Here is a 19,076-nt window from a genome sequence, read left to right on the forward strand (position 1 = left end):
AAATTAAGATAGCTTAGAATTAGACAGACTGGTTCGAAACCTGTCACTACTGCCCGTGAAAAAGCAAGATCGCTCTTAGAGCAGGTCTTGCTTTTTTATGAATGTTTATGAATTTCTGAGATGTTTGTAATCCACTTTATAAGCGTTCGAAATTGATTAACCTTTTTTCTAAAATAATGACTTTATTCAACTCGTCGATCATAGCCCTTCTTAAGGCATCTCTAATAACTGGCTGGTTATAATTCCTGTTAGAATAGCGATAAAAAAGCTCAGGAATGTTCCGATCACTACATATTCAGTGAGTTTTGTTTCCCTGGGTTCTTTTAAATCACCAAATCTAAATACGGATTTTGCCGCCAGTAAAAAACCAACTCCTTCCCATTTTCCTAATAGGATGAAGATCAGAATCATTAGCCTTTCAAGGAACCCAATCCATTCACCAGCATTTTTTAAAGATTCAATTTCCCCGGTTGTGGTTGAACTGGAACTGGCACTTGTACCTGGTGTCCATTTCGAGATTGCGAATTTGGTAATGAGAGATGCTGGTTTTAATGCGAATAAAACAGCGGTGCTTATAATAAGTGCTCTGGGGGTAACTATAGTAGTATAATTCCACGTTACATGTTCATAGAAAGACCAAACCCAAAGTAAAACGACTAAATGCGCGATTTGATCAATAAAAAACCATGCTCTCTGGGTAGCAGGCTGTTGATATTGCAATTTTATCGTATCAATAAGTAGATGCAAAACACTAATCACTAATGCCACTCTCCATAAACGCAAGTCCCAGGTAACTAATAAAATAAGTGTAAAATGTATGAATATGTGGATGTATAAATAGGGAGAGCGCCATTTTTTTAACTCTTTACTGGCCACCCATTTGCTGCTTTGCAAAAAAAAGTCACCAAGAATATGAGCTAAAAAGAATTGAAGTAGCAGAATCATATCAATTTATTTTTTCTATAATGCATTTTTCATAAAAGGAGACCAAATCCATAATTTCATCATAATGTGCTCGTTTCTGAGCCTCACTAATTGTAGATTGTGTCCGTCCCATTTTATCACCAAGCTCTTTTTGCGATAGTGTGCGGTTAGCCATTGATACTGCCACTATTTGTGCCGTAGCTGTACTCCATTTATCAAGTACTATTGATACCAGACGAAACATTAAGTTCAGTTCATCATCCAACTGTGGCCAGGGGCTTCTGATGGCAAGATTTTGTTTTAATCTTTTAAGCTCTTCAAATGTTTCTCCTGAGTTAATAAATGCTTCTCCATTTGCTTCAGTTATTTTTTGAGCATTATAGCTCTTTTGCCCTATTCCGATTCCCATTCTCACATCCAATTTTTCTATCGACTTAATACAGGCCTTGATGCGAATGGCGGCTAACAGCGCATATTGAGGTTGACTTATTTCTAATTGAAAGCTATCTCCTCTGTATATCTCCCATGTTTTTGGTGTTTTACCCCACTCTTTCATAAGAGCCTTTAAAGGATTTAACCAAATAACCGGATCAGCTTTCCGTGAGTTGATAATATCTCCTGTAATAATACTAGTCATACATCAAATATCGTTCATTGAACCGATATTTCAAAATATCGTCAATTTAACCGATATATAGGTTATTAAAATGATTTTATCGGTACAAAAGGCGATAATTTAAATTATCGCCTTTTGTACCGATAAAATCATTTAATTGAACCTGAACTATTACTCCTTACAAACATATAATACCAGTCAGGCACATTGCGAAGAATGTTATTTTTTTTCTCCTCTTTATTTATATCCGCATAATTCCTGATAATAGTATTTCGTCCGAATGATCAAAATCCAATTGCATCGGTTATTGTAAAAAACTATCTAAATAACCGAATATTGTTTTTGTCTGCGTCATCAGGCTAACATGGCTTTGATTGGGAATAATGGCCAGCTGTGATTTTGGCATTGGTTGCAAATCAGCAGCAACACCACCACCCAACAATTTATATGTTTTTGCCAATTCGATTTTATCCATGCCATCATTGTCACCTGATATAATTAATACAGGTGCAGTGATTTTTGCTATATTGTCGTCGCCCATATTAAATGGCTCTCCAGCTAAGGCAATCATCTGTTCAAGGAACTTATTCCATTTTGTTTTATCTGGTGCTACAGCATCATAAGCGGCTTGCAGCGGCGAATTTGCAAAAAACTCAGGCTTCATATTTTTAAAAACACTGGTTATTTCGGTTACCCAACCTTCACTTTTATAAACGGCAGAAATGATGACTAGTTTTTTCAATCGTTTAGGACTTTGTATCGCAAACTGGTAGGCTACCTGACCACCGAAACTATATCCCGCTATATCCGCGCTGTCAATTTTCAGATAATCCATTACTTTCTCCACATCGCTAGCTAAAGTGGCCAGTGATAATTTTCTATCTGAAAAGGGTGTGTGCCCATGTCCTTGCAATTCTATAGCAATTACTTTTCTTGTTTTCGCCAATTCAGGTATTAATTCCCCCCAATTCATCTCAATGGTATAGTAAGCGCCATGCAGTAAAACGATAGGCTTACCGTCGCCGTATACTTCATAATAAACTTTGATGCCATTAGCCGGTGCGTAGCCACTGTCGGTAGGTTTCATTTGTTGTGCATTTGATGAAGATGCTGCAGCCATAATGATTGAGATTAGGAGTAATTTAATAAGATCTCTTGCGTTGAATAAATTTTTCATAACCTTATTCAAGTTTAGTTTGATTGTTGATGACAATACAAAGTTGCGAAACATTTTAGGATTCTACCTGTGTAAAAGTGACAACATTAGGGGTAGATCACGACAAAACATTTTACCAATACGATTTGTTGCCCGATCAATTATTATTGATTCTTTAAAAAATGTTCAAAATCCTTAACGATGTCAAAATAATCATAGCTAAACTTGTTCATCCAACAACTTAATATGCCCTGATAGGGAAAACAGTTCATTTAACTGTCAGAGCAACTGTTTTAGAAAATTCAATGATCTCCATAATTGTAGGATTTTCAGTTTGTGACCGTAATACAGCCTTTGAGGAATTAAAAATCATTAATAAATCATCCAGATTAACAGCAGCATGTGGGGAATCTTTTCTGAATTGGGGCAGTGCTATCATTTTGTCGTTAGTCATGGAAGTAAATAGGTTTAAACGTGAATAAACTCAATTATTGTAACCTACTTCAACATGAACCATTTTCCCCTTTACTCTATCAAAACGTCTGGCAATGTAAACAAGGTTTCCATCAGTTGCTCTGAGCAGCGTATGATTACATATGAGGATGTCAAATACTTCTGCAAGGTGCATCGTAAGATCTTCTGTTTCTGGCATGGCTGTCAATTGCTCATGTTGAGGTTTCAATATATATTCACCCCATAGTCCTACGATTGTAAGTCTGCTCCGACTTTTAACCCTTTCCAGTGTAACCGATAACTTAGGCTGTATACCTGTTATGGCTATATGTCTGCTAATAGTCTTTTCTGCCAGATCTTTTAAAAGTTGTTTGTCCAGATTCAGTTCTGGCATGGTTTCCAAGTAAACTTTACCCACAGGCTAGAAAGCCTTCTAGTCAAAAGATTTGAAGACTTTTTTGTTATAATTTACTATCATCCATTTAAAACAATTACTTGCCAGCTATATTGGATATGCTATATCCATTTTTGGGCAAATTCATCAGCCTCTTTTTCTTTGATGAGATCTTTGTCGGAATATTCTACTTTCTCCAGGAAGATATCCTTTTTCCCATGTAAGAGAATATGTCCTGCTTCGTGAAAGAATGTAAACCAGAAACTTTCATTATTTTGCTCTGTTAATTGAATGAAAGGAGTATCATTTAACCATCTGGTAGCTCCTCTTATAGGAGCTTTATTAATACGAGGAGTATACACTACTTTAACACCAGCTTCCAGACAAATTCTTTGTATTTGGCCAATTTTTTTTTCAGTGGAATTTGCACTGATTGATTTCAACTTTTTTAATGCTTCCTTAAACTTCTTTTCTGAATAATCTTTTGTTTCTAATTCCATTGCCTGCAATTCACCTTTGCGAAGCCATACAGATATAGCATAAGGTTCAATTGTTTGTGCAAGCGAAATCCGGAAAGCTACTTTCAATTGTTGATTAAAATAATAGTCTTCCCATGCTGTGTGATTAGAGAAGCCAAAAAAAGAAAGCATCTCAATGGTCTTTTCCTGAATGGTGGTTGCAGCCGGTAACCACTCCTTCCTTATCATTTCAGCCAAAGGAAATTGCTTTGCCCATCCTATTGCTGACTGAATAACTATTTGTCTTTTCTCTCTTGCAAGAAATTCATCATAATGTCTTTGATGGTTCATCCAAAAATTAGCGGGTATCCTGGTAACACTTTCAAATTGAACAGCCATGTCAGGGGTAATAGAACTATCTCCTTTGATTATGGCAATGACGGTTTTTTCAGGCTTTCCTGTGCGAAGCGCGAATTCTTTCGGCCCCATCATCATTTCTTCCAGCTTTCCCCTCAAGGTTTCACCTGGATGAGGAACTGATTGTGGAAAGTACTGATTCTGTTTTACCATATTATTTCTTTTTATGATAATTGACTATTTCTAAAATTTCTATCCCTATGATTTCCATCCAAATATACTGACCATGCTTGTTTGTGGGTATTGGCTCATTATGAGGTTTAAACACCAACCTATAAGGTTGATCCAGATCGCAAGCCCATTCTCCTTTCCGATCATTATTAAGCTCATGAAAATTGCCTGGTAAGTGCCTTAATTCTTCAAGGTTATTAGCGACCCATAATTGCACCAGCCTCTCTTTGATTTTATTAGCCCGCAGTTTACCACACACCTTCAGGCGGTTTTTATCATTGTTCGCCAGTTCTTCCAGTTTTCTATCTGCAAATGTAATATCCACTACAAATATAGTTATTTTAGGTTACAGAAAATGTAAGTTAATTTAAAATTATAGGCAAAGGTTTTCCTATTTGGCACCTATATATAATTACAGAAGCTGTAAAAAAATAACATACTAGTGGACAAGTTGACTAAGATCTGAAGGCTTCTTCCATATAATTTCGCTATTATAAGCGCCTCAAAATGTCTTCAGACTATCCACCTGAAGGCAATTATTCATGTAGGGTATTTGAGCATCAGTTTATGAAATCAAACGGAACCTCCTGGCAAACATGAACTTTTTCCCTTTTTTACGATATTCTCTTATAGAAGAAATCAGCCATTTCGAATAGTTAGCGAAGTCTGCATCATTTTCTTTGGAAAAAAGTTCAAATATTTCCCCGTTCCAATCTACTACTACATAAGAGTAATATCCATTTACTTTCCCCGTTCCCCACAAGAGACTATCCTTTGTTTGATATACCGGGTATCCAATACCTTCTGCAATGTATTGCCTATATTTATCATCGTTCCAGGTGAAATCCCCATCATAGGATCTCCAATAAAAATGCATTTGGAAAACATCTTTTCCATTAGAGTATCTATCATCTTCTCCGGTCATATTGTCGCCTTCTATTAATTTAAAACCTTTGGGAAAGGATGCTTGTCCTAAAGTGGGTATTGTATAGAGCAGGAAGAGAAAACAAAAAAAATGCTTCATAAGTTGGTATGGATTAGTCACTAAAATAATTATTTCTTATTGGATTTTAGTATTGGCAGGGAAAAATACGACCAGCAAACTTTACTGCAATAGCAGAAGACACCACGACAATTGCGCCATTGTCATTGTAAAGCGGCAATGCTTTTTGCACGGAAAAGAATGTACCACGTGCATTGATGTTGAAAGTTTTGTCAAAATGCGCCAGCGTTACATTAGCAGTATCCGACATTTCCACAAAACCCGCATTGGCAACAACGATATCAATAGCGCCTTTTTCTCTTTTTACAATGTTGTAAAGTCTGTCCAGGTCTTCAAGAGATCCTCAACAATTCAAAGACAGATGTAGCCAAATCTATTTATGTTGTAGCCCAAAAATTGCGTGTAAAGAAACTGCCTCCGCTATAACAATACAAATATTTTGATCACCATTGTCTTATTCCGGAGGACTAACGTTAGGAGGTACCTTACAAATTAATTGTTGATAAAATAGTATTAATCGTGGTTAAATTAGAACACTTCTTCCCGCCATAATAATTCCACCATTCTGTCTAATCCCTTATCAGCAGGCTATTTACAGGAAAAATTCATTCACTGCAAACCGGAAGGTTAGATTATTAAGTTGATAAAAAATTGTGTATTTTCCCCTACTTATAGAATTAATCAGGGATGAAACAATTTACACTTTATGCTTCCCTCACATTTGACTTATATGATTGCTGTCTGCTGTAAATATTTACCTTAGATTAATTTTCTTTTGATTTAATCATATTTGCTGATGTAAAATTAGGGTCTCAATTTCTTTAATGTGTTAAATCTTTTTCGTCACTGTAATATTGACTTTAGTGGTAATGGATTTTTCATATGTCCAATATTATAATCGCCAGGGATATTAATATTGAATTGTATTAAAATCAAAGCTGTTGTATTTGATTAAACATCGAGGATAATGGTCATGACTTTAAACACATTTTATTGTTCCTAACAGTTTTAAACTGCTTTGTATTAAATCGAATAAATAGGATTTCAACTAAAAATAAAATCAGATGATATGCGATACCTGAAACAAGGTCTTTTAACTTTACTAATGTGGGGAATATGCACAACTACTGTTAATGCTAACAAACAGGGAAATGAAATTCAGGTCAATAGTCCGAACAAACAAATTTCCGTTCACGTATTTATTGAAAATGAAAGACTTTCCTACTCTATCCTGTATGGGAATGTAAAAGTTATTAATACGTCTCCATTAGGACTAACCGTTGATCATATAGATTTAGGCTATAAAACAACCATGCCTGGAAAGCCCGAAGTAAGTTCGCTCAATGAAAGGTATTCAATTTTTGGGAATCATTCATTGGTCACTAATCATGCAAATGAAACAAGTATTCCATTGGAAGCGGCAGGTAAGAAATTCAATCTTATTATAAGAGTATATGACGATGGAGTAGCGATCCGTTATACTATTCCCATTGGAACCAGGCATATTGATAGTGAATCTACCTCATGGAATCTTCCTGAAAATACTACAAACATAGCATGGTCAGGATTCAGTCAATCGTATGAAGAGTTGAGCCATGTAACATCATTAAATAAGGTTCCGGAGAACCAGCCAATAATGGGGCCGCTTACTTTTGAAGTATCCGGAAGATATCTATCAATTTCGGAGGCTGACTGCGAAACCTTTTCTGATATGTCATTCATACGCAATGGGCATGTTTTAAAAGCATATTTCCCCTTTGCAAAAGATGGCTGGCAATTTGAACACCTGGCAGAAAATAGCCCTTCTGTTCCGGATGGTTCATATAAAGGGCAAAAAGTAACCCCATGGCGGACGACGATCATTTCCCCAAATTTGAATGGCCTGGTGAATGCTGATCTGCTGATGAATGTGTGCCCACCCCCTAAAGAAGGACGTGACTTTTCCTGGGTAAAACCTGGTAGATGTTTATGGCAATGGTGGAGTATTGGTGCTCCACAATTGGAAGACCAAAAAAACTGGTACGATGCCGCTGCTAAGTTAAAATGGGAATACTACCTGGTAGACGATGGCTGGCGTGATTGGAGAAAAGATGGGAAAGATCAGTGGACATTATTAAAAGAAGTGATCGACTATGGCAAAAGCGTGGGGGTACAATCAATAGTATGGGTAGATTCAAAAGAATGCAGGAATGCTTTAGAACGGCACAAATACCTGGAAAAGATAAAGGCGATAGGTGCCTCCGGGATAAAAATTGACTTTATCCCTGATGCAACAGCAAATATTATGCAGTGGTATGTAGGAACGATGGAGGATTGCGCCGAATTAAAATTACTCCTGAACTTTCATGGCAGTGTAAAACCTACCGGATTGAGACGTACTTATCCAAATGATATCACAAGGGAGGCTGTACGTGGTAATGAATACCACATGTCAAGGTATGACCGGGTAATGCCCTTCCAGCAAGATGTTTGCCTGCCCTTCACACGACTGATGGCAGGTGCGGCCGATATTACGCCAGTCATCTTAAATCCCGCAGAATTGACCACCGCAAAATATACATGGGCACATGAATTTGCCCAGGCGATTGTTTATCTTTCGCCGGTAACACATTTTTGTGACCAGTATAAATTCTATCTTGATAGCCCCATGTTTGATCTGTTCCAGACGATTCCTACCACCTGGGATGAAACCAGGGTGCTTCCATGTACCCAAATGGGTGAAGTCGTTGCTTTTGCACGTCGTAAAGGAGATACCTGGTGGATTGGAATAATGAATGGTACGACTGAAAGGGAAGTAAAAATCCCGCTATCTTTTCTGTCTAAAAAAACAAAAGCAACCCTTGTTTATGACACCCTTACTAATACTAGCATTAACAGAGAAACAAAATTCTTATCTCCTAAAGATGTCTTAACTATTAGACTGGCACCTGGTGGAGGGTTTACAGCTAAAATGTAAAGGGCTCTTACAGGCAATAGCACTGTTGATATTACAGGGGATACGAGTATAAAAAACAATAAAAGCCTTCAGATTTTTCACCTGAAGGCTTTTATTGTTTTTCCATACTTGCTAGCGCATCCTCGTTATACTATCTCTCAATGACCAAAGCCCCCCGCTAACAAACATTTGCAAGCCCACAATAAAAAGTAGCATAAATTTACACCATGCAATATCAAACCTATTTAGCTGGTATCGACCTGGATCCTATGATACAATGTTATTGGACCCTGGAAGGTCCTGCAGGTAGCTTCACACAAAAACAGACCATCGTACCTGATGGCTGTATGGAAATGATTTTTCATTACGGGGATCTGTACCAGCAATACCTGGAAGATGGCAACATTATTTTACAACCCCGGTGCTTTGTAATCGGGCAATTAACCCGTCCACTTGAAATAGTCGCAACTGGCAAAACAGGTATTTTTTCAGTTCGTTTCCATCCGGATGGTTTTTCTCCATTTACACACTTGCCTTTATCCGAAATGGAAAACTCAGCTATCCCACTTGAAAGACTTTTCGGTAATGATGGAAAAAATGTAGAACTGGCAATCCTTAACGCTCCTGGTGTATCCGAAAGAATCAAAGAGGTAGAACAATTTCTCACCAATCGCCTTGCAACTGCTGAAACAATCGACCACATCACCAGGTCCCTGATAGAAGCGATCTGGCATTCCAATGGTCAATTATCTGTAACAGCACTATCCAGACAAAGTCAGATAAAAAGCAGACGGCTGGAGCGCAGGTTCTTATCAGACGTAGGCATGAGCCCCAAACAATTATCCAGGGTAATAAGACTAAATAATATATTTAAAAAACTTATTAGCGGAAAAGAGACTTCTCTTACAGCCTTAGCCTATGAAGGAAATTATTTTGACCAGTCACATTTTATAAAAGAGTTTAAGCAACTGACGGGCTATACCCCGAAACAGTATTACAACGATAACCTTAAAATGTCGGCGTTGTTGTATGGCAAAGGATGACTTGTCGCTTTTTTACAATTTTCACACCGGCTTTTTTCGCACCTTCGTATAAAATTGAAGCCTATGTTACGATTATTAATCGCCATATGTTTTATCGGACCCATTAACAAAGCCGCCTGGTTGATAGGTACCTGGGAAAGTCAGACATCCAAAGGAATTATTTACGAAAGCTGGAAAAGGGAATCATCGAAGGAGCTAAGCGGCAAAAGCTATATGCTGAAGGGAAAAGATACATTGATATTTGAAACCATCCGGTTAATAGCGGACCAACATCAATTGTATTATATCCCTACTGTAAAAAATCAAAACAATGGACAGCCGGTGCGTTTTGCATTAAAAAAAACATCAGATAACCAGCTCGTGTTTGAAAATTCTGAACATGATTTCCCTCAAATCATCACTTATAGAAAATTGGATGCGGATAGCCTGATAGCTGAAATTTCGGGAATGGTGGACGGACGGCTTCGCAAAGAGATCTTTCCAATGAGAAAAGTGCAGTAAGATCGGCCATAATGTCGGTGTTTTCGGTTTGATAGCAGTGCGTATCAAACAGCCTCTATCACCACCGTTGTAAAAGGGTCATCAGTATGTACTTCTTCTACCGAATATTGTTTGTAATCATTATGGTGTGAAATCTACCTCAAAAGCAATTTAGATAAATGGTAAATTTACTTCCTTTACCAACCGTGCTTTCAACTTTCAATTCTCCACCTGATGCATTTATAATTTTCCTTGCCAGGTATAAACCTACTCCATGTCCTTCCACATGCAGGTTTAGCCTGCCATAAATAGTGAATATCTTCCTCATTCCATCCTTAGTTATACCTATTCCATTGTCTTCTACACTGATGACAATATATTTCCCTTCCTGCCTGGTATGAACGTGAATCTTCGGTTCGTCCTGACCTGCAAACTTCATAGCATTAGAAATGAGATTATATAATATGCTCCTCAGATTCTTGTGAGAAAAGGATATCTCTTTTACGTCAAGTTCTGTTGTTATTGCAGCATGCGTATCTTTGATCTTTTTTTCAAGGCTCCATTCAATATTACTGATCACGTCTCCTATATCAACCCGCTCCATATCCGTCAAATCGTTTTCCATTTTGGCTATCGTGCTAATATTCTTTATCAATAAGCTGAATTTCTTAATGGAGGAATTGATAATTTGTATAAATTCCATCAATTCTGAATTCTCATTATCCATCAGGTTCATCAATGCTATACTTGATTCTATATTATTCAGGGGATCCAATAAATCATGTGATGCCATATGAATAAAATGGTCCAGATCTGCATTTATACGTAGCAAACTTTCATTTTTTTCATCCAATTCAATTTTCGCCTTTTTCAGCGCGGTAATATCATTAAAAGAAACAACCACACCATTACACCTGTTTTCTGCCTGTTGTATATAAGGCACGATCATCATTTGGTACCAATGACCGGCGTTGGTTTCAATTTCCCGGGTCACTTCGAGTCCATCCTTCAGTACATTCTTTACATCATCTATAATAGTACTCAGTTTAATATTAGTGGAGATGTGGCTAATTGACCTTCCGATATCAGCCTCCTGCAGGTTGATCAGTTTTACCGCAACAGGGGAAAATTTCATTACCTCAAGTTGTTCATTCAAAAATATCTGCCCATTGATATTACTTCTGAAATAGTTGTTCAAATCATCATTAATTTCAAGCAACTGTTTATTCTTCAATTGGTAATCGGCATTTATAGTATGCAGTTCTTCATTGACGGATTGCATTTCTTCATTCGTACTCTGCATTTCTTCATTGGATGAAATGAGTTCTTCGTTGAAGGATTGCATATTTTCATTGTAAGCATCAATTCTTTCATAGGCTGCAGAAAGTCTTTCCCTGACCTCTTTCAATTCATGCTCAAGGTTTGAAACGTACTTTATATTGTAAGCCTGTTCATCGAATACCTGGTAATCTTTATTAACGTCATATCCGCCTGCATCTTCTTTGAAGATGACTAAATAAGATACAGGATTTCCTTTTTTTGCCTGCATTGGGCTGATGGTGAGGCTAACAGAAATATTTTCACCATTGACGTCGACAGGAATACCTTTGACCCCAATTTTCTTATTTGTTATAGATACCTGACTTATTAATGTATTAAATGCAAGTTCCAGGTGTTCTGGCAGCAATTGCATCAGGTTTGAATTAAAGTTTTGTTGCAGCAGGTATTTGGTAGTATTACCAAATGACTTGACTACCTGATAGTTGTCGTCTATACATACAGCCAGGTAATCCAATTCATTCGCCAGCATATCATTTATAGTTTCTGCTACATTATATCCTTTGTTCCTGCCGGTATTTTCACGAACAGGCGCGATTGTAGACGAACCCAGCGATTCTGGTATTGAAATTGAATCGAAATTAATGGTCCGTTTTTCACTGATGTTTTTATATAATCTCCACTTTTTACTGATCACCTCCAGGTGGCTTATAATGGAATTAGGCGTTTCACTCGAACCTAAAAACAGATAGCCATTGAATTTAATTCCGAAGAGCAGCATTGAAAATACCTTCTTTTGCAAAAAGGGAGTCATGTAGATCAATAGGTTCCGACAACTGATGAAGTGCATGTTGCAGTAAGGAGGATTTTTCACCAGATCGTGCTGTGCAAATATCACCATTTGGCGTATCAGAGGATTTATCCTATAGCTTTCATTTTCTTTTAGAAAATACTTCTGCAATCTTTCGGGGGAGAGATCCTTTACACTACTCCAATGATAAAGCCCCTTGCCCGCATATAATAAAGCGGCACTATCAAGATCTGTGGCAAAAAGTTTTACAGTGATATTTTTGTAGGGGCCGGTCAACTGTTCTTTTATCAGTATCGCCATTGAATAAACCTCTTCGCCTGTAGCACAACCAGCAATCCACATCTTAAGTTCTTCACCGGGATTAAGCCTTGAAAGCAGATCTGGCAGAATACTTTTTTCAATTATTTCAAAGGCTTCTGCGTCTCTGAAAAAAGATGTAACGCTGATAAGAAAATCTTTGGCCAGGGTCACTACCTCAGCAGGGCTTGTACGCAGAAAATCATAATAATCCTCCAGTGTAATAAAATTAGCGTATGCAGCTCTTCTCTTGGTACGGCGAAGGAGGGTAGATAGTTTGTAATCTGAAAAATCAAGTGGCAATTGATTCTTTATATAATCTATAATTGTCACAATGGTATTTTCATTTTCCTGAATCCCTACTTCCTGTTCACGCTGGTGCAATACGTAATCTTCGATCACTTCGGGCATAGCAGGAGGTTCTAATACAAAATCAACCATTCCGGTGGCGATTGCATTTGAAGGCATGCCGGGAAATCTTGAAGTCAATGGTTCTCTGGCAATCACCAGACCACCAGCCCGCTTTATTGCGACAATGCCATCTGTACCATCCGCACCTAATCCTGAGAGTACAACGGCAACGGCTCTCTTGCCATGACTGGCAGCAAGAGAATTTAAGAAAATATTGATTGTGAGATGAGGCGCCTTTTCATTTTCCTTACCGGTTAAGTATAGCCGGGTATTCCGAATGGTCATTAACTTATCATTGGGAATCAGGTAAACATGATTGGCATGGATGTTCATTCCGTTTTCAGCTTCCTGCACCCACAATTTGCTATGTCTGGCAAGTAACTCCACCATCCTGCTCTTAAAATCCGTTGAAAGGTGTTGGACAATTATATATGCAACACCGTCCAATGGAGTATTATCAAAGATTGTGTTAATCTCCTCCATACCACCAGCAGAAGCGCCAATGGCAATAATATGATGGGGTTCTATGGTAACCATTGAAATATCTTTTAACGTGTAACCAGATGTAGATTTAGAAAGCTGAGCGGTTGTAACCTAAGGTAGGATAACATTCCGAAAAGCCATTCCACGGGTAAAGCTCCACTGGCATAAACTGTTGTTGCTGCTTTTAATGTCTTAAAAAGTAAATATCATTGCTGCAAAAAAAAAGCCGACCTTTAGAGAGATTGTCAACCCAAGGGTTCCCCCTCTTCCGGTCAATATCTTATTTAAACTTTTTATATGAGCGTCACAAAGATAAATATAGTCCGGTTCGCCTCAAAAGGAAACAGCAGTTTTATTGATACAGTAACCGCTAAAGTGCAGGATTATTTTCAAAGCACAAATACCTCTCCATACGCCAATGGTGGTATGTGGAGGAAGACAATAATCATGATATTGTGTTATACTATTCCCTATTTATTGATAATCAGTAGTGTTGGAGCTAATAGCCTGTTGCTGTTCTGGGTATTCTGGTTACTGATGGGTTTTGGTATTGTGGGAATTGGGACTTCTGTTATGCACGATGCGAATCACGGAGCATATTCTCCTAATAAGAAAGTTAATGCTTTTTTGGGACATATGCTCGAAGTAATTGGTGGATATAGCGTCAACTGGAAGATCCAGCATAATTTACTGCATCATACTTATACAAATATAGAAGGGCTTGATGAGGATATTGATAGTATTGTACTTTTACGTCTCTCGCCCAGGCAGCAATGGTATTGGTTTCATCGTTACCAACACCTGTATGCCTGGTTCTTTTATATGTTAATGACCTTGTATTGGATGACAGCAAAAGACTATCTGCAGGTAATTCGTTATAAAAAGCGGGATCTGCTTATTAAACAAAAAATATCTTTAAGGAGGGCTATTTTTCATATTACCTGGTACAAAATGTTTTATTACAGCTATGTATTAGTGTTACCAATTCTATTCTCTGGTCAGGCATGGTATTATGTGCTGGCTGGGTTTGTAATTATGCATTTTACGGCTGGTTTTATGCTTGCATGTATTTTCCAGCCAGCTCATGTTATGCCAGATGCTAAATTCCCGGAACCGATTGTTGAAGGTAACAAACGACATATTAAAGATACCTGGGCCGTTCACGAACTGGCTAGTTCTACAAATTTTGCACCACGCAGCAGGGTGTTATCCTGGTTTATAGGAGGTCTCAATTTTCAGATTGAACACCATTTATTTTCGAATATATGTCATGTTCATTACCGGAAACTGGCACCTATTGTAAAACAGACTGCAGAGGAATTTGGATTGCCTTATCATGTAAAACGGACTTTCCTGATAGCGTTGATTGAGCATGCAAGGATGTTGAAAATACTGGGGAAAAATCAGTTAGCCTAACATCGTTTCAGCGTGCTCTCTACTGCATTTAGTATATAAGCCTTCAGGTCGAAAGATCCGGGGCTTTTTTGTTTAAGATTATGCTGGTTGATAGAAACGCTTTTTTAACCACAACGCTACCCGTACCAATATAATCAAAGCAGGCACTTCTACCAATGGCCCAATTACACCAGCAAATGCCTGTCCTGAATTAATCCCAAACACGCCAATAGCGACTGCTATGGCCAGTTCAAAATTATTGCCCGATGCGGTGAACGAAATGGCAGCATTTTGGTCATAATCGGCTCCCATTGCCTTAGCAAGAACAAAACTCAGCAGAAACATGACCACGAAATAAATAATCAATGGCAATGCAATACGTAGCACATCTGCAGGTATTTGTACAATTAGCTCTCCTTTCAGGCTAAACATGATCAGTATCGTAAATAACAGAGCGATAAGCGTTACCGGCGAAATAAGCGGAAGAAATTTGTCGTTATACCATACCTCTCCCTTTACACGTAACAAGACCACCCTGCTTATTATTCCCCCTGCAAATGGCAATCCTAAGTACATAGCTACAGTCTTTGCTATTTCTCCGATAGTGATATGTACAACCATTCCCTCAAAGCCAAATAACGGGGGTAAAATGGTTAAGAACAACCATGCATAAAAGCTATAAAGCAACACCTGAAAAACGCTGTTAAGGGCAACCAATCCGGCAGCATACTCCCTGTTGCCTCCGGCTAGTTCATTCCATACAATTACCATTGCAATACAACGGGCAAGTCCAATTAAAATAAGACCTGACATATATTCGGGATAGCCATGCAGCAATAACAACGCTAATACAAACATAACAACAGGCCCAATTACCCAATTTAACAGTAATGATGCTGTTAATACTTTTACATTCATAAATACCTTACCCATCTGTTCAAATCTGACCTTGGCAAATGGCGGGTACATCATAAGTATTAAACCAATGGCTAAAGGTATATTGGTGGTTCCAACTGACAACCTATTGATGAATGCACCCGTATTGGGGGCGATATACCCAATAGCTATGCCAATTGCCATTGCAAGGAAGATCCAGATAGTAAGGTAACGATCTAAAAAGCTGAGACGTTTTGCACTCATTATTTAGTTATGTACTGTTGAATAAAGTCTTGACTATAGGCTTTTATCTGCTCACGCACCTCGCGAAACCGGGCCATGATTTCTTCTTCTGTACCCGTAGCCTTAGCAGGGTCCGGGAAGTTGTGGTGAAACTTTTGTGCTGAAGAAGGAAAGAAGGGACAACGCTCCTTTGCATTATCACATACTGTGATAACAAAATCAAAAGGAATGTCTCTGTACTCGTTCATGTTGTTGGAGGTGTGCATCGATATATCTATCCCATCCTCTTTCATGGTGGCTATAGCGCGGGGATTTACACCATGTGTTTCGACACCTGCACTGTATATTTCAGCTTTTCCGGATGCAAAATATCTTAAATAGCCTTCTGCTATCTGACTGCGACAGCTATTGCCTGTACATAACACTAATATTTTCTTCATTTGGCTTGAGTTTTATTTGCAGCAACCAGGGGCGCAGCATGTTTCAGTATCAGGCTTCTCTGCATAAACGGTAATGCTGTATATTCCGGTACCACTATTTCTGAATTGGTGTATTTCTTCCTGTGATAAAAAAGCACTCAATATATCGTCCGGTATTACTATCCCTTTATTCTTTTGAATAATTATATTGGTAAAACCATTGGAGCTAATTAATTCCAGATATATGCTTTTCTGGATGGCTCCCGATACACAGCCTGCGTACATTTCAGCTGCCTGCTGAATGGTTGGCGGCAATTCTCCTTCTAATACGATGTCGGAAATACTGAAATGTCCACCCGGTTTTAATACACGGTATATCTCTTTGAAAACGCCATTTTTATTAGGCACCAGGTTAAGCACACAGTTACTGACTACAACATCAGCCTGATTCGCTGCAACAGGCATATTTTCAATATCTCCCTGCCTGAACTCTACATTATTTAAGCCTCTGGTTGCTGCATTGCTACGAGCTTTATCAATCATCGCCGGGGTAAAATCTATACCGATGACTTTGCCTGTTTCCCCGGTTTCGTGCCTGGCTATAAAGCAGTCATTACCCGCTCCACTTCCCAGGTCGATTACGGTGTCGCCCTTTTTTATTTGGGCAAATTGCGTAGGCAGACCACATCCCAAACCTAAATCTGCTTCCGGGTTGTATCCTTCAACTGCACTATAATCATCTGTCATAATGTTGTATACTTCCGTGGAACAGCTTCCGGAACCGCAACAGGAGGATGCGTTACTTTCTTTATCCTGTAAGGCGATTTCACTGTATTTCTGCCTTACCAGTTCTTTTAACTCGTTTTCAGTTTTCATGGTTGAGGTGTTATTGTATTATTGCAATATTACGATGAAAGGAGGTAAAAAAAACGCTAACAGCATTTTTCTCCATTCAGTGTGACTTCTTTGAAAAAGCTTTTAAAGAGTTCATTGTACTGTTTCCATACCTTTGGATTAATACAGTAACATACACTGATCCCTTCAATGGTACCCTGGATGATACCCGCATTTTTTAGTTCTTTTAAATGCTGTGAAGTGGTTGCCTGGGCTAACCCCAGTTCTTCTACCAAATCACCACACACACACGCATTCTTTTTAACCAGATATTGTAGGATAGCAATACGGGCAGGATGGGCCAGCGCTTTCGCCATATTAGCCAACTCATTTTGCTGCCTGGTAAATAAATCTGATTTCGTTGCTCCCATATCGCAATATTACGATTAAATATTTAAAAAATATACTGTTGCCATTTTTTTTAAAAAAATAGTGGGTTGAGAGGCCCTGGCATATTTACTTTCCATATCTGCTATTCAAAAGGATTTCAATTAATAGAAGATTGACTTTGCCTGCGGTGATAGCCTGGGCATTGTTGCGGTAATTTCTTATTGCCAGAATCAATATGATCAACTGAAGAAACCCATATCTTCATTGGGCGAAATTTTGTTAGCCGGTAAAACTTCCATGAACGAGCCATTGAACCCTGAAATACTTACGCCCTGACGTTAGCAGATATCCTGATTGTGAAAATCACCTCTTCGTACCAGTCAATGATATAATATCTATCTTTGTAACGGCTATTTTACAATCGAAAAGAGACGTATGAAGAAAATAGGATTTTTATCGTTCGGACATTGGTCCAATCATCCTGCCTATAAGACCCGTACGGCAAGTGACACCTTACTTCAATCTATTGATTTGGCGGTCGCTGCCGAAGAAATCGGTTTAGATGGCGCATATTTTCGGGTACATCATTTTGCAGCTCAGTTAGCATCCCCATTTCCTTTGCTCTCTGCTATCGGCGCTAAAACAAGCAAGATAGAGATTGGAACGGGTGTTATTGACATGCGTTATGAAAATCCCCTGTATATGGTGGAAGACGCCGGAGCGACCGACTTGATTTCGGGCGGGCGATTACAACTGGGCATCAGCAGAGGGTCGCCGGAACAGGTGATCGATGGGTGGCGTTATTTTGGGTATGAACCAGCCGAAGGAGAAACGGATGCAGAGATGGGCCGCAGAAAAGCGTTGCAATTTCTGGATCAGCTCAAAGGCGTTGGATTTGCACAGCCCAACCCCTACCCTATGTTTCCTAATCCTCCAGGGTTATTAAGATTGGAACCCCACGCTGAAGGATTGCGGAATCGCATCTGGTGGGGGGCAGCTTCTAATGCTACCGCTGTTTGGGCAGCTGAAAATGGCATGTTCCTGCAAAGTTCTACTTTGAAATGGGATGAAAGTGGGAAGCCATTCCATGTACAACAGGCAGAACAGATCAGGTTGTACAAAGAAGCGTGGAAAAAGGCAGGGCATCAACGCGAACCAAGGGTTTCGGTGAGCAGGTCTATTTTTGCACTGATGAATGATCAGGATAGGCATTTCTTTGGACGGGATAGTAATGGAGCTGACAAAATTGGAATGATCGAAAGTGACAAACGCGCTATTTTTGGAAGGAGCTATGCAGGGGAACCGGATCAGCTGATTAAGCAGCTGGCGCAGGATGAAGCTATACAGGAGGCGGATACGGTGCTATTGACGATACCTAATACGTTGGGAGTTGAGTATAATGTGCATATCCTGTCGTCGATTTTGGAGCATGTAGCACCAGGGTTGGGATGGAGATAAGAGCTTCGTGAGGAAAACTGGTAAGGATTGGGACAACCCGGCGCTTTACCTGTTAAAAGATTTTTAATCAGGTGGATGGAATGTGAATAATCAGCTCCCAGTACAGGACCTAAAACACCGACAGGGTTGAC

At 38.9% G+C, this 19,076-nt stretch carries 19 protein-coding genes; 5 read left to right on the plus strand and 14 right to left on the minus strand.

Going from position 1 to position 19,076, the window contains the following annotated elements; translation table 11 throughout:
• Positions 1 to 210 precede the first annotated feature (210 nt).
• The 9 genes from QQL36_RS00210 to QQL36_RS00250 form a co-directional block, all read right to left on the minus strand.
• Positions 211 to 945 carry a DUF3307 domain-containing protein gene (locus QQL36_RS00210; protein ID WP_321568526.1) on the minus strand — a complete coding sequence of 245 codons (735 nt, stop codon included), beginning with the start codon at positions 943 to 945 and terminating at the stop codon, positions 211 to 213.
• Position 946: 1 nt separating this feature from the next.
• Complete coding sequence (locus QQL36_RS00215) at positions 947 to 1,561, minus strand: hypothetical protein (RefSeq protein ID WP_083725302.1); 615 nt, start codon at positions 1,559 to 1,561, stop codon at positions 947 to 949.
• Between the two features lie 283 nt (positions 1,562 to 1,844).
• On the minus strand, positions 1,845 to 2,717 hold the full coding sequence (locus QQL36_RS00220; RefSeq protein ID WP_321568527.1) for an alpha/beta hydrolase: 873 nt from the start codon (positions 2,715 to 2,717) through the stop codon (positions 1,845 to 1,847).
• Positions 2,718 to 2,964: 247 nt separating this feature from the next.
• Positions 2,965 to 3,150, minus strand: a complete 186-nt coding sequence (locus tag QQL36_RS00225; RefSeq protein WP_083725298.1) for a hypothetical protein — start codon at positions 3,148 to 3,150, stop codon at positions 2,965 to 2,967.
• 30 nt (positions 3,151 to 3,180) lie between these two features.
• The gene (locus QQL36_RS00230; RefSeq protein ID WP_083725296.1) at positions 3,181 to 3,543 is read right to left on the minus strand and encodes a HipA domain-containing protein; all 363 of its coding nucleotides are present in this window, start codon (positions 3,541 to 3,543) and stop codon (positions 3,181 to 3,183) included.
• 122 nt (positions 3,544 to 3,665) lie between these two features.
• A complete protein-coding gene (locus QQL36_RS00235; protein ID WP_321568528.1) occupies positions 3,666 to 4,571 on the minus strand; it encodes an XRE family transcriptional regulator in 906 nt (301 codons plus the stop codon).
• A gap of 1 nt (position 4,572) precedes the next feature.
• Positions 4,573 to 4,914, minus strand: a complete 342-nt coding sequence (locus tag QQL36_RS00240; RefSeq protein WP_083725292.1) for a type II toxin-antitoxin system RelE/ParE family toxin — start codon at positions 4,912 to 4,914, stop codon at positions 4,573 to 4,575.
• A gap of 240 nt (positions 4,915 to 5,154) precedes the next feature.
• Positions 5,155 to 5,613, minus strand: coding sequence for a hypothetical protein (locus tag QQL36_RS00245; RefSeq protein WP_321568529.1), 459 nt, complete (start codon positions 5,611 to 5,613; stop codon positions 5,155 to 5,157).
• A gap of 46 nt (positions 5,614 to 5,659) precedes the next feature.
• Positions 5,660 to 5,920, minus strand: coding sequence for an SDR family oxidoreductase (locus QQL36_RS00250; RefSeq protein ID WP_321570575.1), 261 nt, complete (start codon positions 5,918 to 5,920; stop codon positions 5,660 to 5,662).
• Positions 5,921 to 6,661: 741 nt separating this feature from the next.
• Here QQL36_RS00250 and QQL36_RS00255 point away from each other — a divergent pair.
• The 3 genes from QQL36_RS00255 (at position 6,662) to QQL36_RS00265 (ending at position 10,071) form a co-directional block, all read left to right on the plus strand.
• Positions 6,662 to 8,548: a glycoside hydrolase family 97 protein gene (locus QQL36_RS00255; RefSeq protein WP_321568530.1), complete on the plus strand. Its 1,887-nt coding sequence runs from the start codon at positions 6,662 to 6,664 to the stop codon at positions 8,546 to 8,548.
• 206 nt (positions 8,549 to 8,754) lie between these two features.
• Positions 8,755 to 9,570, plus strand: coding sequence for a helix-turn-helix transcriptional regulator (locus QQL36_RS00260; RefSeq protein ID WP_321568531.1), 816 nt, complete (start codon positions 8,755 to 8,757; stop codon positions 9,568 to 9,570).
• A 63-nt stretch (positions 9,571 to 9,633) separates the two neighbouring features.
• Positions 9,634 to 10,071: a DUF6265 family protein gene (locus QQL36_RS00265; protein ID WP_143708930.1), complete on the plus strand. Its 438-nt coding sequence runs from the start codon at positions 9,634 to 9,636 to the stop codon at positions 10,069 to 10,071.
• 139 nt (positions 10,072 to 10,210) lie between these two features.
• Here the strand turns inward: QQL36_RS00265 and QQL36_RS00270 are convergent, their stop codons facing one another.
• Positions 10,211 to 13,384, minus strand: coding sequence for a chemotaxis protein CheB (locus tag QQL36_RS00270; protein ID WP_321568532.1), 3,174 nt, complete (start codon positions 13,382 to 13,384; stop codon positions 10,211 to 10,213).
• A gap of 243 nt (positions 13,385 to 13,627) precedes the next feature.
• On the opposite strand from QQL36_RS00270, the gene QQL36_RS00275 reads away from it, so the two are divergent.
• Positions 13,628 to 14,746, plus strand: coding sequence for an acyl-CoA desaturase (locus QQL36_RS00275; RefSeq protein WP_321568533.1), 1,119 nt, complete (start codon positions 13,628 to 13,630; stop codon positions 14,744 to 14,746).
• Between the two features lie 78 nt (positions 14,747 to 14,824).
• On the opposite strand, the gene arsB is transcribed toward QQL36_RS00275, so the two are convergent.
• The 4 genes from arsB to QQL36_RS00295 are packed head-to-tail and all read right to left on the minus strand — an operon-like array spanning position 14,825 to position 17,528.
• Positions 14,825 to 15,865, minus strand: coding sequence for an ACR3 family arsenite efflux transporter (gene arsB / locus QQL36_RS00280; RefSeq protein WP_321568534.1), 1,041 nt, complete (start codon positions 15,863 to 15,865; stop codon positions 14,825 to 14,827).
• The gene (locus tag QQL36_RS00285; protein ID WP_083725276.1) at positions 15,865 to 16,284 is read right to left on the minus strand and encodes an arsenate reductase ArsC; all 420 of its coding nucleotides are present in this window, start codon (positions 16,282 to 16,284) and stop codon (positions 15,865 to 15,867) included. Before QQL36_RS00285 ends, arsB begins: the two co-directional genes overlap by 1 nt.
• 12 nt (positions 16,285 to 16,296) lie before the next feature.
• Positions 16,297 to 17,139 (minus strand): arsenite methyltransferase, encoded by an 843-nt coding sequence (locus tag QQL36_RS00290; protein WP_083725274.1) that lies wholly within the window; start codon positions 17,137 to 17,139, stop codon positions 16,297 to 16,299.
• Between the two features lie 56 nt (positions 17,140 to 17,195).
• A complete protein-coding gene (locus QQL36_RS00295) occupies positions 17,196 to 17,528 on the minus strand; it encodes an ArsR/SmtB family transcription factor (RefSeq protein WP_083725272.1) in 333 nt (110 codons plus the stop codon).
• Positions 17,529 to 17,922: 394 nt separating this feature from the next.
• Between QQL36_RS00295 and QQL36_RS00300 the strand changes: the two genes are divergently transcribed.
• Positions 17,923 to 18,945, plus strand: coding sequence for an LLM class flavin-dependent oxidoreductase (locus tag QQL36_RS00300; protein WP_321568535.1), 1,023 nt, complete (start codon positions 17,923 to 17,925; stop codon positions 18,943 to 18,945).
• The last annotated feature ends 131 nt before the right edge of the window (positions 18,946 to 19,076 follow it).

The sequence above is a fragment of the Chitinophaga sp. LS1 genome (genome assembly GCF_034274695.1).
Lineage (GTDB): Bacteria > Bacteroidota > Bacteroidia > Chitinophagales > Chitinophagaceae > Chitinophaga.

Excerpts from the sequence above, each read along its gene's own strand:
- QQL36_RS00260 (WP_321568531.1), top strand. The coding sequence starts at position 8,755 with ATGCAATATCAAACCTATTTAGCTGGTATCGACCTGGATCCTATGATA.
- QQL36_RS00215 (WP_083725302.1), bottom strand. The coding sequence starts at position 1,561 with ATGACTAGTATTATTACAGGAGATATTATCAACTCACGGAAAGCTGAT.
- QQL36_RS00225 (WP_083725298.1), bottom strand. The coding sequence starts at position 3,150 with ATGACTAACGACAAAATGATAGCACTGCCCCAATTCAGAAAAGATTCC.
- QQL36_RS00300 (WP_321568535.1), top strand. The coding sequence starts at position 17,923 with ATGAAGAAAATAGGATTTTTATCGTTCGGACATTGGTCCAATCATCCT.
- QQL36_RS00290 (WP_083725274.1), bottom strand. The coding sequence starts at position 17,139 with ATGAAAACTGAAAACGAGTTAAAAGAACTGGTAAGGCAGAAATACAGT.
- QQL36_RS00270 (WP_321568532.1), bottom strand. The coding sequence starts at position 13,384 with ATGGTTACCATAGAACCCCATCATATTATTGCCATTGGCGCTTCTGCT.
- QQL36_RS00255 (WP_321568530.1), top strand. The coding sequence starts at position 6,662 with ATGCGATACCTGAAACAAGGTCTTTTAACTTTACTAATGTGGGGAATA.
- QQL36_RS00265 (WP_143708930.1), top strand. The coding sequence starts at position 9,634 with ATGTTACGATTATTAATCGCCATATGTTTTATCGGACCCATTAACAAA.
- arsB (WP_321568534.1), bottom strand. The coding sequence starts at position 15,865 with ATGAGTGCAAAACGTCTCAGCTTTTTAGATCGTTACCTTACTATCTGG.
- QQL36_RS00245 (WP_321568529.1), bottom strand. The coding sequence starts at position 5,613 with ATGAAGCATTTTTTTTGTTTTCTCTTCCTGCTCTATACAATACCCACT.
- QQL36_RS00220 (WP_321568527.1), bottom strand. The coding sequence starts at position 2,717 with ATGAAAAATTTATTCAACGCAAGAGATCTTATTAAATTACTCCTAATC.
- QQL36_RS00275 (WP_321568533.1), top strand. The coding sequence starts at position 13,628 with ATGAGCGTCACAAAGATAAATATAGTCCGGTTCGCCTCAAAAGGAAAC.
- QQL36_RS00235 (WP_321568528.1), bottom strand. The coding sequence starts at position 4,571 with ATGGTAAAACAGAATCAGTACTTTCCACAATCAGTTCCTCATCCAGGT.
- QQL36_RS00295 (WP_083725272.1), bottom strand. The coding sequence starts at position 17,528 with ATGGGAGCAACGAAATCAGATTTATTTACCAGGCAGCAAAATGAGTTG.
- QQL36_RS00285 (WP_083725276.1), bottom strand. The coding sequence starts at position 16,284 with ATGAAGAAAATATTAGTGTTATGTACAGGCAATAGCTGTCGCAGTCAG.
- QQL36_RS00230 (WP_083725296.1), bottom strand. The coding sequence starts at position 3,543 with ATGCCAGAACTGAATCTGGACAAACAACTTTTAAAAGATCTGGCAGAA.
- QQL36_RS00210 (WP_321568526.1), bottom strand. The coding sequence starts at position 945 with ATGATTCTGCTACTTCAATTCTTTTTAGCTCATATTCTTGGTGACTTT.